The sequence below is a fragment of the Arenibacterium halophilum genome, from assembly GCF_005938225.1.
In the GTDB taxonomy this organism is placed as follows: Bacteria; Pseudomonadota; Alphaproteobacteria; order Rhodobacterales; family Rhodobacteraceae; genus Arenibacterium; species Arenibacterium halophilum.
The window spans coordinates 893,835-915,349 of sequence record NZ_VCPC01000001.1 but is presented as its reverse complement, the minus strand read 5'-3'; the positions used below and the strand labels follow the sequence as shown (position 1 = coordinate 915,349).

Here is a 21,515-nt window from a genome sequence, read left to right as displayed (position 1 = left end):
ATTCTGCCTGACCTGCCGAATTTTTTGGGGGATCATAGGCATTTGCCGCTGCCGCGCAAAGAGTCAATCGCAACACCGGCCGATTCCACGGCCTGCAAAACCGCGCAAGGCATTGAAACCCCGCCGCATGTCGGGCAAAAGTCGCGTGTCGTTCTGGGGGCTGGCGTGATCGAGCTTGACAATGTGGGCTACAGCTATGGCGGGGGCGACCTGCTGAGCGATATCTCGGTGCAGCTGGCGCCGGGCTCCTTCCATTTTCTGACCGGCCCGTCCGGCTCGGGCAAAACCACCCTGATGAAGCTGTGCTATGGTGCGCTGCTGCCGACCTCGGGGCAGGTTCGGGCCTTCGATGCCGACATGGCGTCACTGGATCGCGATCAGATGGCGCTGCTGCGGCGGCGGATCGGGGTCGTGCATCAGGATTGCCGGTTTCTGGATCACCTGCCGCTGGCCGACAACGTGGCCCTGCCGCTGACCGTTTCGGGGCGCGATCGTGGCGCCGAGAGCGAAAATCTTGCCGAATTGCTGGCCTGGGTGGGTCTTGGCAGCCGCACCGATGCGCTTCCGCCCGAACTGTCGGGTGGTGAACGTCAGCGTGCTGCCTTGGCGCGCGCGGTCATCATGTCGCCCGATGTGGTGTTGGCGGATGAGCCCACCGGCAACGTCGACTGGGAGATGTCGCAACGGCTGCTGCAATTGCTGGTCGAGCTGAACCGCATGGGCAAGACGGTTCTGATTGCCAGCCACGATCTGACCCTGATCCGCGCCGCAAAGAGCCATGTGCAGGCGCGTGTTCTGCGGATTTCCAACCGAAGGCTTCAGCTCGCGGGGGCCGACCTGTGAGCCGGGGCACCATCCGCGCCTATGTGCTGGGCGATGCGCAGGCTGACCGTGTCGTGCCGCCAACCGGGATCACGGCGCAGCTGACGTTTTTCGTATCAGCTGCGATGGCGTTTCTGGCGGTCTTTGCGCTGGCTTTGTCGCTGGCCTCGGGGCGGCTGGCCGACCGCTGGTCCGACGAACTGGCGCGCAGCGCGACCTTGCGCTTGAGTGCCCCGGCAGATCAGAAAGCCGAGCAGACGGCGGCGGCCCTGCGTATCCTGACCCAAACACCCGGCGTTGCACGGGCACGGGCGCTCAGTGCGGAAGAACAGGCTGCGCTGCTGGCACCGTGGTTCGGGGCCGATCTGCCGCTGGAGGATTTGCCGGTACCCCAGTTGGTCGAGATCATCGAGGGTGACAGCGGCTATGACGTTGCGGGGCTGCGGCTGCGGCTGTCAGCGGAATTGCCTGGGGCCGTGCTGGACGATCACACACGCTGGCGCCGTCCCTTGGTCGAGGCGGCCAACAGCCTGCGGCGATTGGGGTTGATCGCGGTGCTGTTGATCGGCGGCGCGACGGCGGCCATGATCACGCTTGCGGCGAATGCGGCGCTGGCGGCGAATGCGCAGGTGATCGAGGTACTGCGGCTGGTCGGCGCGCGCGACAGCTATATCGCGCAGGCCTTCGTGCGGCGGTTCACGCTGCGGGCGCTGTCGGGGGCCGCGTTGGGCATGGCCGCGGGCATGGGCGCGGTGGCCCTGTTGCCCGAAGCCTCGGACGCGGGCGGGTTTCTGACCGGGCTTGGATTTCAGGGTGCGACATGGCTGGTGCCATTGCTGGTGCCGGTGCTGGGCGCGGTCGTCGCCTTCGCAGCAACATTTGTTGCCGCGAGACGCAGGTTGGGGGAATTGCGATGATCTTACACGGTTGGCAGCTGTTCAAATCGCTGGTGTTCGTCATCCTGATCTACAGCGGAATGGCGGTGCTGGGACTGGTCTTTGCACCTTTTGCGTTGTTCTCGCGAGAACCGGCCTTCATGGCCTGCAAAAGCTTTTGCGGCTGGACCCGGTTTCTGGCGAAATGGATGCTGGGCTTGCGCACAGAAGTGCGGGGCCAGGTGCCCGAAGGAGAGGTGCTGATCGCGGCCAAGCACCAGTCGTTTCTGGATATTCTGTTAATTTTCCAGGCCTTGCCGCGCGGCAAATTCATCATGAAACGCGAGCTGCTGTGGACCCCGATCATTGGTCTTTATGCCAAGCGGGTCGGTTGCATTCCGGTGAACCGGGGCAAACGTGGCACGGCGATTGCCAAGATGGTGCGCGATGTGGCGGCTGAATTCAGCGATCCCGGCCAGTTGGTGATCTACCCCCAAGGCACACGTGTCGCACCTGGGGTTAAGGTGCCCTACAAGGCAGGGACCGGGGTTCTGTACGACTCGCTGAAAGAGCCCTGTTACCCGGTCGCGACGAATGTCGGGCTGTTCTGGCCCAAGAAGGGGCTGCTGCGCAAGCCGGGGCTGGCGGTGGTGGAATTCCTCGAGCCGATCGGGCCGGGCATGGAGCGCGGCGCCTTCATGGCCGAGCTGGAGCAGCGGATCGAAGAGCAATCGGACGCGCTGATGCGCGAGGGCGGTTTCACCGGGTGAGGGAGCCGGGGGGGCGCTGCCCCCCTCCGCTGCGCGGAGTCCCCCGGAGTACTTTGGGAATACTGAAAGAGGGGCGGGCACGCGTGGTGCCCGCCTCTTTTGATTTAGCTGTGGATCGGGCCGTCGCCACAGGCCAGCGCCGCCTCGCGCACCGCTTCGGAGCAGGTGGGGTGGGCGTGGCAGGTCAGCGCGATGTCTTCAGCTGATGCTCCGAATTCCATGGCGACGCAGATTTCGTGGATCAGCTCGCCCGCATTCGGGCCGATGATATGTGCACCCAGTACGCGGTCGGTGTCCTTGTCGGCGAGGATCTTGACGAAACCTTCGGCAGCGAACATGGCCTTGGCGCGGCCGTTGCCCATGAAGGAAAACTTGCCGACCTTGTAGGCGCGGCCTTCTTCCTTGAGCGCCTCTTCGGTCTTGCCGACATTCGCGACCTCGGGCCAGGTATAGATCACGCCGGGGATCACGTTATAATTCACGTGGCCATGTTTGCCCGCGATCACCGAGGCAACGGCCATGCCTTCGTCTTCGGCCTTGTGAGCCAGCATCGGTCCGTCGATACAGTCGCCGATGGCGTAGATGCCCTTGACCGAGGTCTGCCAATCCTTGCCGACCTGGATCTGGCCGCGCTTGCTGAGGTCTACGCCAAGCGCATCAAGGCCGAGACCTTCGGTGTAGGGTTTGCGCCCCGTCGCGACCAGCACGGTATCGGCGTCGATCTCGTGGGTGCTGTCGTCTTTCTTCAGGGTATAGGTGACCTTGGCCTTGGTTTTGCTGGCCTCGGTCTTTTGCACAGCGGCGCCCATCACGAAGGTCATGCCCTGTTTCTTCAGCGTGCGCTGGAAGGTTTTCTGAACCTCGCCATCCATGCCGGGGGTGATGGCATCGAGGTATTCGATCACGGTCACCTCGGCGCCGAGACGGGCGTAGACCGAGCCGAGTTCGAGCCCGATCACGCCGGCGCCGATCACCACCATCTTTTTCGGGATCTTCGGCAGTTCGAGCGCGCCGGTAGAGGTGACGACCACCTTTTCATCAACCTCGACGCCGGGCAGCGACGACGGCTCAGAGCCCGAGGCGATGATGATGTTCTTGGCCTCGTGCACATCGTCGCCGACCTTGACCTTACCGGCCTCGGGGATCGAGGCCCAGCCCTTGATCCAGTCTACCTTGTTCTTCTTGAACAGGAACTCGATGCCCTTTGTGTTCTGGCCGATGGTGTCATCCTTGTAGGAGAGCATCTGTTTCCAGTCGACGCTGGGCGATTTGCCCTTCAGCCCCATGGTCGCAAAGTTATGTTCCGCCTCGTGCAGCATGTGGCTGGCGTGCAGCAGCGCCTTGGAGGGGATGCAGCCCACGTTCAGGCAGGTGCCGCCCAGGGTGTCGCGCCCTTCGACGCAGGCGGTTTTCAGCCCCAGTTGCGCGCAGCGGATCGCGCAGACATAGCCGCCGGGGCCGGAACCGATGATGATGACGTCGTATTGGGCCATTTCAATCTCCTGTAATTCGAGAGGTCTGGAGGCGTGTCCGGCCCATCATGAGGGCGGCCGCGCCGTAGAGTACAGCAAAAAGCCCAAGGCCTTCGCGCACGCCCACCAGGGCGAGCGGGCCGGGGGCTTCGGCAAGGGGAAGCAGGGCAAGGCGCAGGGCGAGGGCGCCGGTGATCGCAGCCAAGGCGACGATGGGCCAGAAGGCAAGGCCACGTTGCAGGAACAGATCAAGCGTTTCGGCAAACCCGAAGGCGGCGGCGCCCAGCAGGATCAGCATGGGCCAGCCGTAGGATTCCAGAGCGCCGAGCGGGCCGGGCAGGAAGGGCAGGTTCAACACGGCCGTCCACCCCAGCCAGGCGGTCATTGCCAGCAGCAGAAAACGGGTGAGGGGGCCTGCCATTGCCCTAGACCAGCGCGGCCAGCAGCATCAGCGCGGTCGCGACCAGCCCGACCATCCAGATCAGCGAGCGCCACGGCACCCAGCCGAACAGGTAGGCCGGCACATAAAACACGCGCGCGATCAGATAGGCCCAGGCGCAGGCGGCGGTGAAGGCGCTGGACCCGGCGTGGGTTGTGACGACCACCGCAATGGTGAAGAGGATCAACCCCTCGAAGTGGTTGTTCATCGCGCGCTGCGCGCGGCCCGCGGTGCCGGTCAGTTCGATGGCGGTGTCGCGGGGGCCAAGCGCCGTGCGATTGCCAACCTGACGACGCGCGATCACCGAATAGATCGCGAATTGCACGATTTGCAAGAGACCGGAGAGGGTGAGAACGGTGATTTCGGGGGTCATGTCAGGGGCTTTCGGCTGGGGGCCGGAGCGGGCGCCGGACGGGGCCGGCGCCGCGCAGGTATTGTTTACAGATCCATCAGCAGGCGGCGGGGATCTTCCAGCGCCTCTTTCACGCGGACGAGGAAGGTGACAGCGCCTTTGCCGTCGACGATGCGGTGATCGTAGGACAGGGCGAGGTACATCATCGGGCGGATTTCGACCTTGCCGTTGATCGCCATGGGGCGGTCCTGGATTTTATGCATGCCGAGGATGCCCGACTGCGGGGGATTCAGGATCGGCGAGGACATGAGCGAGCCGTATACGCCACCGTTGGAGATGGTGAAGGTGCCGCCCTGCATTTCGGCCATCGACAGCTTGCCATCGCGGGCGCGCTTGCCCTTTTCGTTGATCGCCTTTTCGATTTCCGCGAAGGACATCGAATCCGCGTCGCGGATCACCGGAACCACCAGGCCCTGCGGCGTGCCTGCGGCGATGCCCATGTGAACGAAGTTCTTATAAACGATGTCGGTGCCGTCGATTTCGGCGTTGACCTCGGGCACTTCGCGCAGCGCGTGGCAGCAGGCCTTGGTGAAGAAGGACATGAAGCCAAGGCGCACGCCGTGCTTCTTCTCGAACAGGTCCTTGTATTCGTTGCGCAGCGCCATGACCTCGGTCATGTCGACCTCGTTGTAGGTGGTCAGGATGGCGGCGGTGTTCTGCGCATCCTTCAGGCGGCGGGCGATGGTCTGGCGCAGGCGGGTCATCTTTACCCGTTCCTCGCGCGCGGCATCGTCGGCCGGGACCGGCGCTCGCGGCGCTGTGGGGGCGCTGCTGGCGGCCGGAGCGGCCGATGCCGAAGCGATCGCCTTTTGCACGTCTTCCTTCATGATCCGGCCATCGCGGCCCGAACCGGTCACCTTGTCGGCGGAAATTCCGGCTTCGGCCATCGCCTTTTTCGCGGCGGGCGCGTTTTCCACGTCGCCCCGGTTCGAGGCGCCGGGCGCGGGGGCGGCATAGGCTTCGCCGTTGGCGCCCTCTTCCTGCACCTTGGGTGCGCTGGACGCGCCCGAGCCAGAGATCACGCCAAGCTTTGCCGAGGCGCTGACTGTCGTGCCTTCAGCCGCTGTGATTTCAGCCAGAACGCCGGCGGCGGGGCTGGGCACCTCGACGCTGACCTTGTCGGTTTCCAGCTCGCACAGCATTTCATCCTGCGCGACCGTGTCGCCCACGGCCTTGAACCATGTTGAAACCGTCGCCTCGGTCACCGATTCACCCAGCGTCGGCACCATCACATCGGTGCTGCCGCCGCCCGCGGATTTTGCGGGCTCGTCCTTGGCTTCTTTGGTGTCCTTGGCCTTTTGCGAGGGCCGCTCCTCGACGGTCTCGGCGCCTGCTTCGCCAGCTTCGGCGATGGTCGCCAGCAGCGCATCAACGCCTACGGTTTCACCTTCGGCTGCGACGATATCGGCCAGCTTGCCCGATGCGGGGCTGGGCACTTCGACGGTCACCTTGTCGGTTTCCAGCTCACAGAGCATTTCGTCCACCGCAACGCTGTCGCCCGGTTTCTTGAACCAGGTGGCAACGGTTGCTTCGGTCACGGATTCGCCCAGCGTGGGCACGCGTACTTCGGTGGTCATGGCTTAGTTTCCTTCGATGCTCAGCGCCTCGTTCACGAGCGCGGCTTGTTGGGCTTTGTGCTGGCTGGCAAGGCCGGTCGCAGGCGAGGCAGAGGTGGCGCGCCCGGCATAGACGGGGCGCTGATGACGCGCGCCGATCCGGTTCAGCACCCATTCGATATTGGGCTCGATAAAGCTCCACCCGCCCTGGTTCTTGGGCTCTTCCTGACACCAGACCATTTCCGCCTCTTTGAAGCGCTCAAGCTCTTTCACGAGGCTGATCGCCGGGAAGGGATAGAACTGTTCGATGCGCAGCAGGTAAACATCGTTGATGCCGCGGGCGTCGCGTTCTTCAAGCAGGTCGAAGTAGACCTTGCCCGAGCACATGACGACGCGCTTGATCTTGTCGTCCGCCACCAGCTGCGTGTCGGAGTTGCCCTTTTCCGCATCGTCCCACAGCACCCGGTGAAAGCTGGACCCGGTGGTGAAATCCTCGGCCGAGGAGATCGCCAGCTTGTGGCGCAGCAACGATTTCGGGGTCATCAGGATCAGCGGCTTGCGGAAGCTGCGGTGGATCTGACGGCGCAGGATGTGGAAATAGTTGGCCGGAGTCGTACAGTTGGCGACGATCCAGTTGTCCTGTCCGCACATCTGCAGGAACCGTTCCAGGCGCGCGCTGGAGTGTTCCGGGCCTTGCCCTTCGTAGCCGTGCGGCAGCAGGCAGACGAGCCCGGACATCCGCAGCCACTTGCTTTCGCCCGAGCTGACGAACTGGTCGAACATGATCTGCGCGCCGTTGGCGAAATCGCCGAACTGCGCTTCCCACATCACCAGTGCATTGGGCTCGGCCAGGGAATAGCCGTATTCAAAGCCCAGCACCGCGTATTCCGACAGCATCGAGTCGATCACTTCGTAGTTCGACTGGCCGGCGCGGACGTTGTTCAACGGGTAGTAGCGTTCTTCAGTGTCCTGATTCACAAGGCCGGAATGGCGCTGCGAGAAGGTGCCGCGCGTCGAATCCTGCCCGGCAAGGCGGACCGGGTAGCCTTCGGTCAGCAGCGAGCCGAATGCCAGCGCCTCGCCCGTGGCCCAATCAAAACCTTTGCCGGTTTCGAACATCTCGGCCTTTGCGTCCAGCAGGCGCTGCACGGTTTTGTGCACGGGGAACCCATCGGGCGCGGTGCTCAATGCCTTGCCGATTTCGGCCAGCGTTTCGGGCGCGATCTCGGTGGTGCCGCGCACATAATCTTCCTGGTTGCGGTCCAGATGGCTCCACCGGCCATCCAGCCAGTCGGCTTTGTTCGGCTTGTAATCCTTGCCCGCTTCGAATTCATCGTTCAGGTGGGCCTGGAACGCGGCTTTCATATCCTCGATCTCGCCCTCGGGGATCAGCCCATCGGCAACCAGACGTTCGGTATAAAGCGACAGTGTCGTCTTATGCGTCTTGATGTTCTTGTACATGATCGGGTTGGTGAACATCGGCTCGTCGCCTTCGTTGTGACCAAACCGGCGATAGCAGAAGATGTCGATCACCACGTCCTTGTGGAACTTCTGCCGGAATTCGGTTGCCACCTTGGCGGCGTGCACCACGGCTTCGGGATCGTCGCCGTTGACGTGGAAAATCGGCGCCTCGACCATCAGGGCAATGTCGGTGGGGTAGGGGGACGAGCGGCTGAAATGCGGCGCGGTGGTGAACCCGATCTGGTTGTTCACCACGATATGCATGGTGCCGCCGGTGCGGTGCCCGCGCAGCCCCGAAAGGCCGAAACATTCCGCGACAACGCCCTGTCCTGCAAAGGCCGCATCGCCGTGCAGCAGGATCGGCAGCACCTTGGTGCGGTCGCTGTCGCTCAGCTGGTCCTGCTTGGCGCGGGCCTTGCCCAACACCACCGGGTTTACGGCTTCAAGGTGGCTGGGGTTGGCCGTCAGGCTAAGGTGCACCGAGTTGCCATCGAATTCACGGTCCGACGAGGCGCCAAGGTGGTATTTCACGTCGCCCGAGCCATCGACATCCTCGGGCTTGAAGCTGCCGCCCTGGAATTCGTTGAAGATCGCGCGATAGGGTTTCGCCATGACGTTGGCCAGCACCGAAAGGCGGCCACGGTGGGGCATGCCGACGATGATGTCGCGTACACCCAGCGCGCCACCGCGCTTGATGATCTGCTCCATCGCCGGAATCAGCGCCTCGCCCCCGTCAAGACCAAAGCGCTTGGTGCCCATGTACTTGACATGCAGGAACTTTTCGAAACCCTCGGCCTCGACCAGCTTGTTCAGGATCGCCTTGCGCCCTTCGCGGGTAAAGGTGATTTCCTTGTCAAAGCCTTCGATCCGTTCCTTCAGCCAGCCGGCTTCCTCGGGGTTGGAAATGTGCATGTATTGCAGCGCGAAGGTGCCGCAATAGGTGCGTTTCACGATCTCGACGATCTGGCGCATCGGAGCGATCTGCAGCCCCAGCACGTTGTCGATGAAAATCGGGCGGTCCAGATCGGCCTCGCCAAAGCCATAGGTCTTCGGGTCCAGTTCCGGGTGCGGGGTCTGGTCGCGCATCTTCAGCGGGTCCAGATCGGCCACAAGGTGGCCGCGAATACGATAAGCGCGGATCAGCATCAGCGCGCGGATGCTGTCGAGCACGGCGCGCTTGATCTGGTCGTCCGACACAACCTGCCCGGCCTCGACGGCCTTGTCGGCAATCTTGCGCCCGGCGGCTTTTGCCTCGTCCGCCATCGGGCCCCAATCGCCGGTCAGGGCGCCGGTGATTTCGTCATTTGGCTGCGGCGGCCAGTCGCTGCGGGCCCAGCTGGGGCCGCGTGCCTCGGCCTTTACGTCCAGTTCGGCATCGCCCAGCGCGCGAAAGAATTCGGCCCATGCGGCATCGACGGCGTTTGGATCGCCGGCGTATTGTGCGTAAAGCTGTTCGAGATACGCGGCATTGGCCCCTTGCATGAAGGAAGAGGCGTGAAACTGGTCGTTCGGGGAGTGTTCGGTCATTGGAGTGCCCTCGCTAACCGCATTGAATAAAGGTGAGGATGGTCCGGTTGGGCGAATGTGCGACATTCGTCACCGACACAGGTTTCTGATCAGGATTGGTCGACTTGCAGAGGGGGGCAAACGCCTGTTTCACCTGCTCGTCTGACCAACGGAACGCCGCGTCCGCGGATTTCGCGACCTTGATGGCCTGAATTTTTCGGCCTTGAACGCCGACCAGAAACCCGCGCGTGTAGCCACGATATTCGGGGGCGTTCACGTTGACGCTTGGGCCAAGGTCTTGGGCAGCCGCTAGTTGGGGCGCAGCCTGCGATGTCGTTTCATCGCAGGCGGTCAAGGCAAACGTGCAGGCGCAAACTGCGCCAATCCACGCGGCACGCTGCCGCCCTGTCGCGACACGGGGTGTCGCAGTGGGACAGGGCACAGAGATTGCGGCCGCGTGAGGCATTGGGTTAGCCGATCGCCTTCAGCACGGCCTCGCCCAGCCCGGCGGGGCTGTCGGCGACCACGATACCGGCGCTTTTCATCGCTTCGATCTTGCTTTCGGCGTCGCCCTTGCCACCGGCCACGATGGCACCGGCATGGCCCATGCGGCGGCCCGGAGGGGCGGTCCGCCCGGCGATGAACCCGGCCGTCGGCTTCCAGCGGCCCTTTTTCTTTTCGTCGGCCAGGAATTGCGCGGCTTCTTCCTCGGCCGAGCCACCGATTTCGCCGATCATGATGATCGAGGTGGTTTCATCATCGGCCAGGAACCATTCCAGCACGTCGATGTGCTCGGTTCCTTTGATCGGGTCGCCGCCGATGCCCACACAGGTCGACTGACCCAGGCCCACATCGGTGGTCTGCTTCACGGCCTCGTAGGTCAGCGTCCCCGAGCGCGACACAACGCCGACACTGCCGCGACGGTGAATGTGGCCCGGCATGATGCCGATCTTGCAGGCGTCGGGTGTGATGACACCAGGGCAGTTGGGGCCGATCAGGCGGCTTTTGCTGCCTTCCAGCGCGCGCTTGACCTTCATCATGTCCAGCACCGGGATGCCCTCGGTGATGCAGACGATCACTTCCATTTCGGCGTCGATCGCCTCCATGATCGAATCCGCGGCGAAGGGCGGGGGCACATAGATCACGGTGGCGTTGGCCTCGGTCACATGCTTGGCCTCGTGGACCGAGTTGAACACCGGCAGGTCAAGGTGCGTCTGCCCGCCTTTGCCCGGGGTGACGCCGCCCACCATCTTGGTGCCATAGGCGATGGCCTGTTCGGTGTGGAAGGTCCCCTGCGAGCCGGTGAGACCCTGACAGATGACTTTGGTGTTTTCGTTGATCAGGACTGCCATTCGAGGAGCCTCCTAAGTTGTCTTGACTGCCGGGCGTCAGAAGCGACCGCCCTCGATAGTCTGTTCCAGTTTTAACGTTTTGGTCGGAAGAGCGTTGATTTCAAAGGGGTAATTGGCCATGTCGCCGCTTTGGTTCGGGAGCGAGCGGATTTCCCTCTGGCCTGCGCTTGGCCCGCCATCGGACGCGAGCCAAAGCACGATTCTTGAGGTGATATCGGCATAGCAAACATAAACCATCGAGATCGCCTGTCGCGCGCCAGAGGACGAGCGGCCTTTGACCGGAAGCACGACTTCGTCAGTGACAAGAGTGGCAAACCGCTCCAAATCGACCCGACGAAGATGAAACTCCGGGCTGTTCTCCTTCACTTGCGCAATCCACTCGGTTGCGCCGCTCCCGCTTACGGTCTCGACGAAGTAGCGGTCGTTATAAAAACGGCACGCGTCTTCGACCGACGCGTCGGCAAACCCGTAGTTGGGCAAAAGACACGCCAAGAGACCGTACGCCCGCTTCACCCCTTCACGGCCTTCACGATCTTTTCGGCACCGTCCTTCAGGTCGTCCGCGGCAATCACGTCAAGCCCCGAGTTCTGGATGATCTCCTTGCCCTTCTCGACGTTTGTGCCTTCCAGGCGCACGACCAGCGGCACCTTCAGGCCAACCTCTTTCACCGCGGCGATCACGCCCTCGGCGATCACGTCACAGCGCATGATGCCGCCGAAGATGTTCACGAGGATGCCCTTCACGTTCGGGTCCGAGGTGATGATCTTGAACGCTTCGGTCACCTTTTCCTTGGTGGCGCCACCGCCCACGTCAAGGAAGTTGGCCGGTTCGGCGCCGTAGAGCTTGATGATGTCCATTGTCGCCATGGCGAGGCCCGCGCCGTTCACCATGCAGCCGATTTCACCGTCGAGCGCGATATAGTTCAGGTCGTATTTCGAGGCTTCCAGCTCTTTCGGGTCTTCCTCGGTGGTGTCGCGCAGTTCGGCCACTTCGGGCTGGCGGTACATGGCGTTGCCGTCGAACCCCAGCTTGGCGTCCAGCACCTTCAGCTGGTTGCCCGGCATCACGATCAGCGGGTTGATTTCCAGCATCTCCATGTCCTTCTCGATGAAGGCTTTGTAGAGGATGCCCATCAGCTGGACGCACTGCTTGACCGCTGCGCCTTCCAAACCCAGCGAGAACGCGACGCGGCGGCCGTGATAGGGCTGATAGCCGGTGGCCGGATCGACGCTGAAGCTCAGGATTTTTTCGGGCGTGCTGGCGGCGACTTCCTCGATGTCCATGCCACCCTCGGTCGAGCAGACAAAGGACACGCGGCTTGTCTGACGATCCACCAGAAGGGCCAGATAAAGCTCGCGATCAATGTCGGAGCCGTCTTCGATGTAGATGCGGTTGACCTGCTTGCCCGCCGGGCCGGTCTGATGGGTGACCAGAGTTTTGCCAAGCATCTTCTTGGCTTCTTCGGCGGCTTCCTCGACCGATTTGGCAAGGCGCACACCGCCCTTTTCGCCTGCGTCGGCCTCTTTGAAGGACCCCTTGCCGCGACCGCCAGCATGGATTTGTGCCTTGACGACCCAAAGCGGCCCGTCCAGCTCGCCCGCGGCGTTCTTGGCATCTTCGGCTTTCAGAATGGCGCGGCCGTCGGAAACCGGAGCGCCATAGCTGCGAAGAAGGGCCTTGGCCTGATATTCGTGGATGTTCATGGATTACGTCCCATCTGCTAGCGATTGCGTCGGGCTATACGCCCCGTCTTGATATGGCGTTAAACGAAAAATTGCGTTCAGGCACGGGGAAACGGCAAAAAAATCACCTTTGTGATCACGGTGTAAAATGGTGTGATCACAAAACTGGAGTGATGCGCGGGCTTGTGCCGATTTCAGATGCAGGCGACGTGCGAATCAACCCACGGCAGCATTGGCGCCGGGTAAAGGCGCAAAAAAGGCGCCCGGTTCGGGGCGCCTTTTGATTTTTCAGTCTGTAGACAGCTTATGCGAGAGAACTGTCGATACCCTTGCAGGCTTCGACAAGGCCTTTGACCGCGTTGACCGAGTTGTCGAACATCGCCTGCTCGTCCTTGGTCATCTTGATGTCGATGATCCGCTCGATCCCGCCGGCGCCGATCACGGTGGGGACACCCACATACATACCCTTCAGGCCCAGCACGCCATCGCAATAGGCGGCGCAGGGCAGAACGCGCTTCTGGTCTTTCAGATAGGCTTCGGCCATTTCGATGGCCGAGGTGGCGGGCGCATAGAAGGCCGAGCCGGTTTTCAGCAGGCCGACGATTTCGGCGCCGCCGTCACGGGTGCGCTGCACGATGCCGTCCAGTTTTTCCTGCGTGGTCCAGCCCATGCTGACCAGATCGGGCAGGGGGACGCCGGCAACGGTCGAATAGCGGGTCAGCGGTACCATCGTGTCGCCGTGGCCGCCCAGCACGAAGGCGGTGACATCTTTCATCGACACGTTGAATTCGGTGGCAAGGAAGTGGCGGAAGCGCGCGCTGTCCAGCACGCCGGCCATGCCGCAGACCTTTTCATGCGGCAGGCCCGAGAATTCGCGCAGTGCCCAGACCATCGCATCCAGCGGGTTGGTGATGCAGATCACGAAGGCGTCGGGGGCGTTGTCGCGGATGCCTTCGCCGACCGATTTCATGACCTTCAGGTTGATGCCCAGCAGGTCGTCGCGGCTCATCCCCGGCTTGCGCGGCACACCGGCGGTGACGATGCAAACATCCGCGCCCGCGATGTCAGCGTAGGACTGCGTGCCCTTCAGCGTGGCGTCGAACCCTTCCGAGGGGCCCGATTCAGCAATGTCGAGCGCCTTGCCCTCGGGGGTGCCTTCGGCGATGTCGAACAGGACGACGTCGCCCAGTTCCTTGAGGGCAGCGAGATGGGCGAGGGTACCGCCGATCTGACCTGCGCCGATGAGCGCGATTTTGGGTCTGGCCATTGGATAAAGTCTCCGATGCGATGAATTTGCGGTTTGCCTAAGCCCTATCGGCCCAACGTGCAAGCGTCCTGGGGCTGTGCTCTCCTCTGTCACCGGAATTGAGAACAGGTTAAAGACCTGTGGAATTCTTTGTGCCGACAGGATGGACACAGCGATGATCGACGCCTTCTTTTTGGCCGTTGCCGGGCCAGCTGCGTTCTTTGCTGGCATCTCGAAGGGGGGATTCGGATCGGGTGCGGCCTTTGCATCATCGGCGATTCTGGCGCTGTTCCTTGATCCCGGGGTGGCTTTGGGAATCATGCTGCCGCTGCTGATGCTGATCGATCTGGCGACGCTACGGCCTTATTGGAAAACATGGAACTGGGCAGATGCGCGCGTGCTGATCGCGGGCGCCGTGCCGGGCGTTATCATCGGTGCGGTGCTGTACCGCCTGTCCGAGCCAGATGTGATTCGGGTGCTGATCGGAGGCGTTTCGCTGGCGTTTGTCGCATGGCAGGCTGCGAAATCGGCAGGCCTTGTGCCAGTGTCACGCAATCGCCTGTCGCCGATGGCGGGCGTTGTGGCCGGGGCGGTGACAGGGTTCACCAGCTTCGTCAGCCATGCAGGCGGCCCGCCTGCAGCAGTGTACCTGCTGTCGCAAAGGTTGGGAAAAACCGAATACCAAGGCACCACGGTTCTGGTGTTCTGGGTGGTCAATATCGTGAAATTCGTGCCTTACGCATTTCTGGGCCTGTTCACGGCCCAGACGGCATTGGCGGATCTGGTCCTTGCCCCCTTCGCCTTGATCGGCGCCTGGGTTGGCGTGATCGCGCATCGTGCGGTGCCCGAACGTCTGTTCTTCGGGCTGACCTATACGTTGCTGGTGATTACAGGGGCAAAGCTGGTGTTTGACGGCCTGACCTGAGCGGTCAGGCGTCGTTGCCTTCGGCAGGCAGGGCTTCGGCCAATGTCTCGAACGACTGACCCGACGCAACAAGGCAGGTTACGCCAGCGGGAGAGGTGACGGTGATTGTCCAGGTGCCGGTGTCAGTCGAGGCGAACACTTCGACAACCGCGCCCTGTGCACCAAGGCCGATGCTTTGCCGAGTTTCGCCATATCCGCCTGCAAGGCGATCGACGACAACGTCGCGCGGGGCGCAGTTGCGGTATTGCTGAGCCTGTGCGGCGGTCGTCACCGAAGTCAGAGCCACGGCGAGAGTAAGGTACAGTTTATTCAACATGGGTCATCCCCTTGGGCTGTGGCCTGCCCGTCCGGTCTGGCCGCGCCGGAGCGATCCGACGTGCCGGGCCGACAAGCCCAGATTTCCGAAATGTCGAATCCGCTGATCTATGTGTCGGGGGCCTACCCGGCGTGGACGAGATACAGGATCCGGCTGTGGAAACTGTGCGCCTGAGGTGCTTAGGAATGATTAATGGCGCGCCCCTTGTGAGAAAAAAACAAGAACACCCGACGCGAGTCACGCTGCAATCCGCATAATGCTGCGATGCGGCGATTTTCGGCTTGAATTTTTCGAAAATAAATGGCCGGTTGCGGCGCAACATTATGTCTTTGGAGAACGTCATGGACCCGCGCAACCGCCCTTATCGCTCTGCCCTGTACATTCCGGCGTCGAAAGAGCGCGCGCTGGACAAGGCGCGTGGGCTTGCCTGCGATGCGATCATTTTCGATCTGGAAGACGCGGTGACGCCCGAGGAAAAGCCAGCCGCACGCGCGACCCTGGCCAAGGCGATTGAAACGGGAGGCTATGGCAATCGCGCGCGAATCGTACGGATCAACGGGCTAGATACGCAATGGGGCGCCGAAGATGCCGAGGCGGTCGCGGCGATGGGTGTGGATGCCGTTCTGCTACCCAAGGTCGAAAGCCCCGATCACTTGACCGCGCTGGCCGAGATCACGGGCGAACTGCCGATCTGGGCCATGATGGAAACGCCCGTTGGCATGTTGAACGCAACCCAGATCGCCGCGCACCCCAAGCTGGAAGGCATGGTGATGGGGACCAACGATCTGGCGAAGGAATTGCAATGCCGGTTCCGGCCTGACCGTTTGCCAATGTTGACGGGGCTGGGCCTGTGTGTGCTGGCCGCGAAGGCGCATGGTCGAGTGATCGTGGACGGTGTCTATAACGCCTATCTGGACGAGGCCGGGCTGGAAGAGGAAGCAACTCAGGGCCGCGACATGGGCTTTGACGGCAAGACGCTGATTCATCCCGCGCAGGTCGAAATCGCGAACCGCGCCTTTGCGCCGTCGGAAGACGAGATCGACCTGGCCCGCCGCCAGATCGCCGCGTTTGAAGAAACCGAAGCATCGGGGCAGGGGGTCGCCGTGGTGGATGGCCGCATCGTCGAAAACCTGCATGTGGTGACCGCGCGCGAGATTCTGGCCAAGGCCGAGGCCATTGCCGAACTCGCCGCGCAGGGCTAATGTGAAATCGATTCACATAGCAGGGAAACCCAAGCCATGATTCTGTTGATCCTGGGCATCGTCCTTTGGTTCGGGGCGCATTTGTTCAAACGCATCGCCCCCGAACAACGTGCGGCTATGGGCAACGCCGGGCGGGGTGCCGTGGCTGCGGCACTGGCCGTGTCACTGGTGCTGATCGTGTTGGGCTATCGCTGGGCGCCGTTTATCAACGTCTGGTATCCGCCGGAATTCATGTGGCACATCAATAATCTGCTGATGGTTCTTGCGGTGCTCACCTTCGCGACCAGCGAATTGCGCGGGGCCAAGCTGTGGCCCGCAACGCGCATCCGGCATCCACAACTGACATCGGTGAAAATCTGGGCCATCGCACATCTGTTGGTGAACGGCGATCTTGCCTCGGTCATCCTGTTCGGCTCGATGCTGGCCTGGGCTGTTGTCGAGGTGATCGTGATCAACCGGGCCGAGCCGAATTGGACCCCGCCCGCCGTCGCGCCGGGGCGCAAATGGATCAGCGTCATCGCCATTTCGGCGGTGGTTTTCGCCGTCGTCACCGGCATTCACATCTTCCTGGGCGTAAGGCCATTTCCGACATGACAACTCTCTACCGTTTCCTGAGCGAAGACGACACATCCGCCTTTTGCCACAAGGTCTCTGCCGCGCTGGCGAAAGGCTGGCAGCTGCAGGGCGCGCCGACCTATGCCTTTGACGCTGCGCGGGGTGTCATGCGCTGTGGTCAGGCCGTGACCAAGGAAATCGAGGCGTCCTATGCGCCCGACATGAAGCTGGGGGAGCAGTGATGGCCAAGACCAATTCGGGCCGGTTTTTCGAGGATTACAGCCTTGGGCAGACGCTGGTGCATGCGGTGCCGCGCACGGTGAAAATGGGCGAGCGCGCGTTGTATCATGCGCTGTATCCCGCGCGCCATGCGCTCTATTCCTCGGATGCCTTTGCGCAGGCGTGCGGCCTGCCGTTCAGCCCGCTGGACGACATGATCGGGTTCCATGTCGTGTTCGGCAAAACCGTGCCGGATGTCTCGCTGAACGCGGTCGCGAACCTTGGCTATGCCGAAGGCCGCTGGCTGGCGCCGGTCTGGCCGGGGGATACGCTGCGCTCGGAAAGCGAAGTGATCGGGCTGAAGGAAAATTCCAACGGCAAGACCGGCGTGGTCTATGTGCGCACGCGCGGGCTGAACCAGCATGACGAACCCGTGCTGGAATACGTGCGTTGGGTCATGGTGCGAAAAGGCAACGTCGATGCCCCCGCGCCGGAACCTGTGGTGCCTGACCTGGCGAAGGTGGTCGCGCCCGGAGATCTGGTAATCCCGAAGGGGCTGGATTTCACCGGGTACAACTTTGCGCTGGCCGGAGAGCCGCACCGCTGGGGCGATTACGAGGTGGGCGAAACCATCGACCATGTCGACGGCGTGACCATCGAAGAGGCCGAGCACATGCTGGCCACGCGGCTGTGGCAAAACACGGCCAAGGTGCATTTCGATGCCACCTTCCGCCCCGACGGGCAGCGGCTGATCTATGGCGGCCACGTGATTTCGATGGCGCGGGCGCTGTCGTTCAACGGTTTGGCGAACGCTCAGATGGTCGTGGGATTGAATGGCGGCGCACATGCCAACCCGTGCTTCTCGGGCGATACGGTCAAGGCGTGGTCGGAAGTGCTGGACAAGGCCGAAACCGATGCGCCGGGCGTGGGCGCGCTGCGGCTGCGGCTGGTCGCGACCAAGGGAGGAGAGCCGTTCCGCCTGCGGGGCGACGACGGCAAATACCTGCCCGAAGTTCTGCTTGATCTGGATTACTGGGCGCTTGTCCCGCTGTGATCGCTCCAGCTTTGGTGCGGGCCTACCTCAACGCGGCCCGCGGCACCCAATGCAGCCGCAATGCCGGGCGATCCGTGATCACAATTTTCGCGGGCGTGATCACAGGGTGGCGAAAACCCGCAATCTGCGCCAAAAAACCGCGCCGAATCCGCTGCGGACCCCGTGACACTGCCTTGAAATGCGATAATAACGTAGCCAGCCAACCGGAGAGGAGCCATCCATGGCCGATGTCAATCGGGGCAATCGCCCGCTTTCGCCATTCATGCTGGGGCAATATTACCGCCCGCAGATGACATCGATTTCATCCATCATGGTGCGCATCACCGGCATCGCCTCGCTGGGCACCGCCGTGCTGCTGGTGCTGTGGTTGCTGGCGGCGGCCACCTCTGACGGCGCCTTCAATGTCATCGACGGAATTCTGGGCAGCTTTATCGGCGACATCCTGATGCTGCTGGCGACCTGGGCGATCTGGTATCACGTGCTGGGACGCCTGCGTCACGTGATCTGGGATTTCGGCTATGCGGTCGAACTCGACATTTCCGAAAAGATGGGCGCGATCATGTTCATCGGCGCAACGGTCATGGCGATCCTGACCGTCATCATCGTGTAAGGAGCCTGCAAGATGCGATATCTGACCGACCGCAAGCGCGCGCTGGGGCTGGGGGCATCCGGCCAGGGCACACAACATTTCTGGCATATGCTGGTAGGCTCGATCGCGCTGGTGATCCTGATGCCGCTGTTCATCTTCACCTTCGGGGCCGGGTTCGACGGGTCGCGGGAAGAGGTGATTTCCTTCTTCGGCCGCCCGTTTCCCGCAATCCTGACCGCGCTGACGCTGTTCGTCGCGATCACCCACTTCAAGCGCGAAACGCAGGAAGCGATCGAGGATTACGTGCACGGGCTGACCGGCAAGCTGCTGTATATCGCCGTGGGCGCACTGGCCTGGATCCTGATCGCGGCCGGGCTGTTCGCCCTTGTCAAAATCGCACTCTGACGCGCCGGGGACTGACGCAATGACGAAGACATACGAATACGAGACGCATGAATATGACGTCGTGGTCATCGGTGCGGGTGGCGCAGGTTTGCGCGCCACGCTGGGGATGGCGGAGCAGGGGCTGCGCACGGCCTGCGTGACCAAGGTGTTCCCGACCCGGTCGCACACTGTTGCGGCGCAGGGCGGCATTGCGGCGTCGCTGTCGAACATGGGGCCGGACAACTGGCAGTGGCACATGTACGACACGGTCAAGGGTTCGGACTGGCTGGGCGATACCGACGCGATGGAATACCTCGCCCGTGAAGCGCCCAAGGCCGTTTACGAGCTGGAACACTACGGCGTGCCGTTTTCGCGCACCGAAGAGGGAAAGATCTATCAGCGCCCGTTCGGCGGCCACACCACGGAATTCGGCGAAGGCCCCCCGGTGCAGCGCACTTGCGCCGCCGCCGACCGCACCGGCCACGCCATCTTGCACACGCTCTATGGCCAGTCGCTGAAGAACAACGCGGAATTCTACGTCGAATATTTCGCGATCGACCTTATCATGTCCGAAGACGGGCAGTGCCAGGGCGTCGTCTGCTGGAAGCTTGACGACGGCACGATGCATGTCTTCAACGCCAAGATGGTCGTGCTGGCCACGGGCGGCTATGGCCGCGCTTACTTCAGCGCCACCAGCGCCCACACCTGCACCGGCGACGGTGGCGGTATGGTGGCGCGCGCGGGCCTTGGCCTTCAGGACATGGAATTCGTGCAATTCCACCCAACCGGCATCTACGGCTCGGGCTGTCTGATCACCGAAGGCGCGCGGGGCGAGGGTGGATACCTTACCAACTCCGAAGGCGAGCGGTTCATGGAACGCTATGCGCCGACCTATAAAGACCTGGCGCCGCGCGACTATGTCTCGCGCTCGATGACGATGGAAATCCGCGAAGGCCGCGGTGTGGGCGAACATGGCGACCACATCCACCTGAACCTGAGCCACCTGCCGGCCGAGGCGCTGGCCGAACGGCTGCCGGGCATTTCGGAATCGGCCAAGATTTTTGCCGGCGTCGACGTGACCAAGGAACCGATCCCGGTTCTGCCGACCGTGCACTACAACATGGGCGGTATCCCGACGAACTATTGGGGCGAGGTTATCAACCCCACCGCCGACGACAAGAACGCAATCGTGCCGGGCCTTATGGCCGTGGGCGAGGCCGGCTGCGCCAGCGTGCATGGCGCGAACCGGCTTGGTTCGAACTCGCTGATCGACCTTGTGGTGTTCGGCCGTGCCTCGGCCATTCGCGCCGGGCAGGTGGTGGACCCCTCGACCAAGAATCCGGTTCTGAACCAGGCCAGCATCGACAAGGCGTTCGACCGTTTCGACCATTACCGCAACGCCAGCGGGGGCACCCCAACGGCCGAGCTGCGGCTGGAGATGCAGCGCACCATGCAGGCTGATGCTGCCGTGTTCCGCACCTCGAAAACCATGGCCGAAGGCGTCGAGAAGATGACCGCCATCGCCGCCAAGCTTTCCGATCTGAAAGTCACCGACCGCACGCTAGTGTGGAACAGCGACCTGATGGAAACGCTGGAACTGACCAACCTGATGCCCAACGCGCTGGCCACCATCGTCGGTGCCGAGGCGCGCAAGGAAAGCCGCGGCGCCCATGCGCACGAGGATTTCACCGAGCGCGACGACGAAAAATGGCGTGTGCACACCATTGCTCATGTCGATGGAAACAAGGTCGATCTGTCGTATCGCGACGTGATCAAGGATCCGCTGAGCACCGAGGATGAAGGCGGCATCAGCCTGAAAAAGATCGCGCCCAAGGCGCGGACGTTCTGATGGCGATCGAAGGCGTTAGGAGATAACCCATGGTACAATTCTCACTCCCCAAGAACTCGCGCATCACCACAGGCAAGACCTGGCCCAAGCCGGATGGCGCCACCAACGTCCGCAAGTTCCAGATTTACCGCTGGAGCCCTGAGGACGGGGCGAACCCGCGTGTCGATACCTATTTCCTCGACATGGACAAATGCGGCCCGATGGTTCTGGACGCGCTGATCAAGATCAAGAACGAGATCGACCCCACGCTGACCTTCCGCCGGTCCTGCCGCGAAGGCATCTGTGGCTCTTGTGCGATGAACATCGACGGAATCAACACGCTGGCCTGTATCTATGGCCTAGACGAGATCACCGGCGACGTGAAGATCTATCCGCTGCCGCATATGCCGGTGGTCAAGGACCTGATCCCTGACCTGACGCATTTCTACGCCCAGCACGCCAGCATCATGCCGTGGCTGGAAACCAAGACGAACCGCCCGGCGAAAGAATGGCGCCAGTCGATCGAAGACCGCAAGAAGCTGGATGGGCTCTATGAATGCGTTATGTGCGCTTCCTGCTCGACGGCTTGCCCGTCCTACTGGTGGAATGGCGATCGCTACCTCGGGCCTGCTGCGCTTTTGCATGCCTATCGGTGGATCATCGACAGCCGCGATGAAGCCACGGGCGAACGTCTCGACCAGCTTGAAGACCCGTTCAAGCTGTATCGTTGCCACACGATCATGAATTGCACCAAGACCTGCCCGAAAGGTCTGAATCCGGCCAACGCCATCGCGCAGATCAAGAAGATGATGGTCGAACGCGCCGTCTGAGCGGACATCGTTTCAATCAA

At 62.4% G+C, this 21,515-nt stretch carries 23 protein-coding genes; 12 read left to right on the top strand and 11 right to left on the bottom strand.

Annotated elements, in window-relative coordinates; translation table 11 throughout:
• The first annotated feature begins 165 nt into the window (after positions 1-165).
• The 3 genes from FGK64_RS04440 to FGK64_RS04430 are packed head-to-tail and all read left to right on the top strand — an operon-like array spanning position 166 to position 2,467.
• On the top strand, positions 166-843 hold the full coding sequence (locus FGK64_RS04440; RefSeq protein WP_138862563.1) for a cell division ATP-binding protein FtsE: 678 nt from the start codon (positions 166-168) through the stop codon (positions 841-843).
• Positions 840-1,739 carry a cell division protein FtsX gene (locus tag FGK64_RS04435; protein ID WP_138862562.1) on the top strand — a complete coding sequence of 300 codons (900 nt, stop codon included), beginning with the start codon at positions 840-842 and terminating at the stop codon, positions 1,737-1,739. Before FGK64_RS04440 ends, FGK64_RS04435 begins: the two co-directional genes overlap by 4 nt.
• Entirely contained in the window at positions 1,736-2,467 is a 732-nt protein-coding gene (locus FGK64_RS04430; protein ID WP_138862561.1) for a lysophospholipid acyltransferase family protein, read from the top strand. The genes FGK64_RS04435 and FGK64_RS04430 overlap by 4 nt, the downstream gene beginning before the upstream one ends.
• 104 nt (positions 2,468-2,571) lie before the next feature.
• Here FGK64_RS04430 and lpdA read toward each other — a convergent pair whose 3' ends face one another.
• The 10 genes from lpdA to mdh all read right to left on the bottom strand — a co-directional run bounded on the left by lpdA (position 2,572) and on the right by mdh (position 13,614).
• Positions 2,572-3,960, bottom strand: a complete 1,389-nt coding sequence (gene lpdA / locus FGK64_RS04425; protein WP_138862560.1) for a dihydrolipoyl dehydrogenase — start codon at positions 3,958-3,960, stop codon at positions 2,572-2,574.
• Between the two features lies 1 nt (position 3,961).
• Positions 3,962-4,360, bottom strand: a complete 399-nt coding sequence (locus FGK64_RS04420; protein WP_138862559.1) for a hypothetical protein — start codon at positions 4,358-4,360, stop codon at positions 3,962-3,964.
• Between the two features lie 4 nt (positions 4,361-4,364).
• Positions 4,365-4,751, bottom strand: coding sequence for an MAPEG family protein (locus tag FGK64_RS04415; protein ID WP_138862558.1), 387 nt, complete (start codon positions 4,749-4,751; stop codon positions 4,365-4,367).
• A 65-nt stretch (positions 4,752-4,816) separates the two neighbouring features.
• Positions 4,817-6,367 carry a 2-oxoglutarate dehydrogenase complex dihydrolipoyllysine-residue succinyltransferase gene (gene odhB, locus FGK64_RS04410; protein ID WP_138862557.1) on the bottom strand — a complete coding sequence of 517 codons (1,551 nt, stop codon included), beginning with the start codon at positions 6,365-6,367 and terminating at the stop codon, positions 4,817-4,819.
• A 3-nt stretch (positions 6,368-6,370) separates the two neighbouring features.
• Positions 6,371-9,334 carry a 2-oxoglutarate dehydrogenase E1 component gene (locus FGK64_RS04405; RefSeq protein WP_138862556.1) on the bottom strand — a complete coding sequence of 988 codons (2,964 nt, stop codon included), beginning with the start codon at positions 9,332-9,334 and terminating at the stop codon, positions 6,371-6,373.
• Positions 9,335-9,347: 13 nt separating this feature from the next.
• Positions 9,348-9,590, bottom strand: coding sequence for a hypothetical protein (locus FGK64_RS04400; protein WP_171053966.1), 243 nt, complete (start codon positions 9,588-9,590; stop codon positions 9,348-9,350).
• A 193-nt stretch (positions 9,591-9,783) separates the two neighbouring features.
• Positions 9,784-10,665, bottom strand: coding sequence for a succinate--CoA ligase subunit alpha (gene sucD / locus FGK64_RS04395; RefSeq protein ID WP_138862554.1), 882 nt, complete (start codon positions 10,663-10,665; stop codon positions 9,784-9,786).
• A 36-nt stretch (positions 10,666-10,701) separates the two neighbouring features.
• Positions 10,702-11,145: a hypothetical protein gene (locus FGK64_RS04390; protein ID WP_138862553.1), complete on the bottom strand. Its 444-nt coding sequence runs from the start codon at positions 11,143-11,145 to the stop codon at positions 10,702-10,704.
• A 29-nt stretch (positions 11,146-11,174) separates the two neighbouring features.
• The gene (gene sucC, locus FGK64_RS04385; RefSeq protein WP_138862552.1) at positions 11,175-12,368 is read right to left on the bottom strand and encodes an ADP-forming succinate--CoA ligase subunit beta; all 1,194 of its coding nucleotides are present in this window, start codon (positions 12,366-12,368) and stop codon (positions 11,175-11,177) included.
• A 283-nt stretch (positions 12,369-12,651) separates the two neighbouring features.
• On the bottom strand, positions 12,652-13,614 hold the full coding sequence (mdh, locus tag FGK64_RS04380) for a malate dehydrogenase (RefSeq protein WP_138862551.1): 963 nt from the start codon (positions 13,612-13,614) through the stop codon (positions 12,652-12,654).
• Positions 13,615-13,768: 154 nt separating this feature from the next.
• Here mdh and FGK64_RS04375 point away from each other — a divergent pair, with 154 nt between their 5' ends.
• Positions 13,769-14,518, top strand: a complete 750-nt coding sequence (locus FGK64_RS04375; protein ID WP_138862550.1) for a sulfite exporter TauE/SafE family protein — start codon at positions 13,769-13,771, stop codon at positions 14,516-14,518.
• Positions 14,519-14,522: 4 nt separating this feature from the next.
• On the opposite strand, the gene FGK64_RS04370 is transcribed toward FGK64_RS04375, so the two are convergent.
• Positions 14,523-14,834, bottom strand: coding sequence for a hypothetical protein (locus tag FGK64_RS04370; protein WP_138862549.1), 312 nt, complete (start codon positions 14,832-14,834; stop codon positions 14,523-14,525).
• Between the two features lie 341 nt (positions 14,835-15,175).
• Between FGK64_RS04370 and FGK64_RS04365 the strand changes: the two genes are divergently transcribed.
• The 8 genes from FGK64_RS04365 (at position 15,176) to FGK64_RS04330 (ending at position 21,495) form a co-directional block, all read left to right on the top strand.
• On the top strand, positions 15,176-16,036 hold the full coding sequence (locus FGK64_RS04365; RefSeq protein WP_138863061.1) for an HpcH/HpaI aldolase/citrate lyase family protein: 861 nt from the start codon (positions 15,176-15,178) through the stop codon (positions 16,034-16,036).
• A gap of 36 nt (positions 16,037-16,072) precedes the next feature.
• Positions 16,073-16,630 (top strand): NnrU family protein, encoded by a 558-nt coding sequence (locus FGK64_RS04360; RefSeq protein WP_138862548.1) that lies wholly within the window; start codon positions 16,073-16,075, stop codon positions 16,628-16,630.
• On the top strand, positions 16,627-16,833 hold the full coding sequence (locus FGK64_RS04355) for a DUF1737 domain-containing protein (RefSeq protein ID WP_138862547.1): 207 nt from the start codon (positions 16,627-16,629) through the stop codon (positions 16,831-16,833). The genes FGK64_RS04360 and FGK64_RS04355 overlap by 4 nt, the downstream gene beginning before the upstream one ends.
• The gene (locus tag FGK64_RS04350; protein WP_138862546.1) at positions 16,833-17,864 is read left to right on the top strand and encodes a MaoC family dehydratase; all 1,032 of its coding nucleotides are present in this window, start codon (positions 16,833-16,835) and stop codon (positions 17,862-17,864) included. Before FGK64_RS04355 ends, FGK64_RS04350 begins: the two co-directional genes overlap by 1 nt.
• Before the next feature lie 220 nt (positions 17,865-18,084).
• A complete protein-coding gene (gene sdhC / locus FGK64_RS04345; RefSeq protein ID WP_138862545.1) occupies positions 18,085-18,474 on the top strand; it encodes a succinate dehydrogenase, cytochrome b556 subunit in 390 nt (129 codons plus the stop codon).
• Positions 18,475-18,486: 12 nt separating this feature from the next.
• The gene (gene sdhD / locus FGK64_RS04340; protein ID WP_138862544.1) at positions 18,487-18,858 is read left to right on the top strand and encodes a succinate dehydrogenase, hydrophobic membrane anchor protein; all 372 of its coding nucleotides are present in this window, start codon (positions 18,487-18,489) and stop codon (positions 18,856-18,858) included.
• Between the two features lie 19 nt (positions 18,859-18,877).
• The gene (gene sdhA, locus FGK64_RS04335; RefSeq protein WP_138862543.1) at positions 18,878-20,686 is read left to right on the top strand and encodes a succinate dehydrogenase flavoprotein subunit; all 1,809 of its coding nucleotides are present in this window, start codon (positions 18,878-18,880) and stop codon (positions 20,684-20,686) included.
• Positions 20,687-20,715: 29 nt separating this feature from the next.
• Positions 20,716-21,495, top strand: a complete 780-nt coding sequence (locus FGK64_RS04330; RefSeq protein WP_138862542.1) for a succinate dehydrogenase iron-sulfur subunit — start codon at positions 20,716-20,718, stop codon at positions 21,493-21,495.
• Positions 21,496-21,515: the final 20 nt, after the last annotated feature.

Coding starts and splice junctions, on each gene's coding strand:
- sdhA (WP_138862543.1), top strand. CDS start 18,878: ATGACGAAGACATACGAATACGAGACGCATGAATATGACGTCGTGGTC.
- FGK64_RS04415 (WP_138862558.1), bottom strand. CDS start 4,751: ATGACCCCCGAAATCACCGTTCTCACCCTCTCCGGTCTCTTGCAAATC.
- FGK64_RS04360 (WP_138862548.1), top strand. CDS start 16,073: ATGATTCTGTTGATCCTGGGCATCGTCCTTTGGTTCGGGGCGCATTTG.
- FGK64_RS04365 (WP_138863061.1), top strand. CDS start 15,176: ATGGACCCGCGCAACCGCCCTTATCGCTCTGCCCTGTACATTCCGGCG.
- sdhC (WP_138862545.1), top strand. CDS start 18,085: ATGGCCGATGTCAATCGGGGCAATCGCCCGCTTTCGCCATTCATGCTG.
- odhB (WP_138862557.1), bottom strand. CDS start 6,367: ATGACCACCGAAGTACGCGTGCCCACGCTGGGCGAATCCGTGACCGAA.
- FGK64_RS04330 (WP_138862542.1), top strand. CDS start 20,716: ATGGTACAATTCTCACTCCCCAAGAACTCGCGCATCACCACAGGCAAG.
- mdh (WP_138862551.1), bottom strand. CDS start 13,614: ATGGCCAGACCCAAAATCGCGCTCATCGGCGCAGGTCAGATCGGCGGT.
- FGK64_RS04375 (WP_138862550.1), top strand. CDS start 13,769: ATGATCGACGCCTTCTTTTTGGCCGTTGCCGGGCCAGCTGCGTTCTTT.
- sdhD (WP_138862544.1), top strand. CDS start 18,487: ATGCGATATCTGACCGACCGCAAGCGCGCGCTGGGGCTGGGGGCATCC.
- FGK64_RS04420 (WP_138862559.1), bottom strand. CDS start 4,360: ATGGCAGGCCCCCTCACCCGTTTTCTGCTGCTGGCAATGACCGCCTGG.
- sucC (WP_138862552.1), bottom strand. CDS start 12,368: ATGAACATCCACGAATATCAGGCCAAGGCCCTTCTTCGCAGCTATGGC.
- FGK64_RS04355 (WP_138862547.1), top strand. CDS start 16,627: ATGACAACTCTCTACCGTTTCCTGAGCGAAGACGACACATCCGCCTTT.
- FGK64_RS04430 (WP_138862561.1), top strand. CDS start 1,736: ATGATCTTACACGGTTGGCAGCTGTTCAAATCGCTGGTGTTCGTCATC.
- sucD (WP_138862554.1), bottom strand. CDS start 10,665: ATGGCAGTCCTGATCAACGAAAACACCAAAGTCATCTGTCAGGGTCTC.
- FGK64_RS04405 (WP_138862556.1), bottom strand. CDS start 9,334: ATGACCGAACACTCCCCGAACGACCAGTTTCACGCCTCTTCCTTCATG.
- FGK64_RS04370 (WP_138862549.1), bottom strand. CDS start 14,834: ATGTTGAATAAACTGTACCTTACTCTCGCCGTGGCTCTGACTTCGGTG.
- FGK64_RS04350 (WP_138862546.1), top strand. CDS start 16,833: ATGGCCAAGACCAATTCGGGCCGGTTTTTCGAGGATTACAGCCTTGGG.
- lpdA (WP_138862560.1), bottom strand. CDS start 3,960: ATGGCCCAATACGACGTCATCATCATCGGTTCCGGCCCCGGCGGCTAT.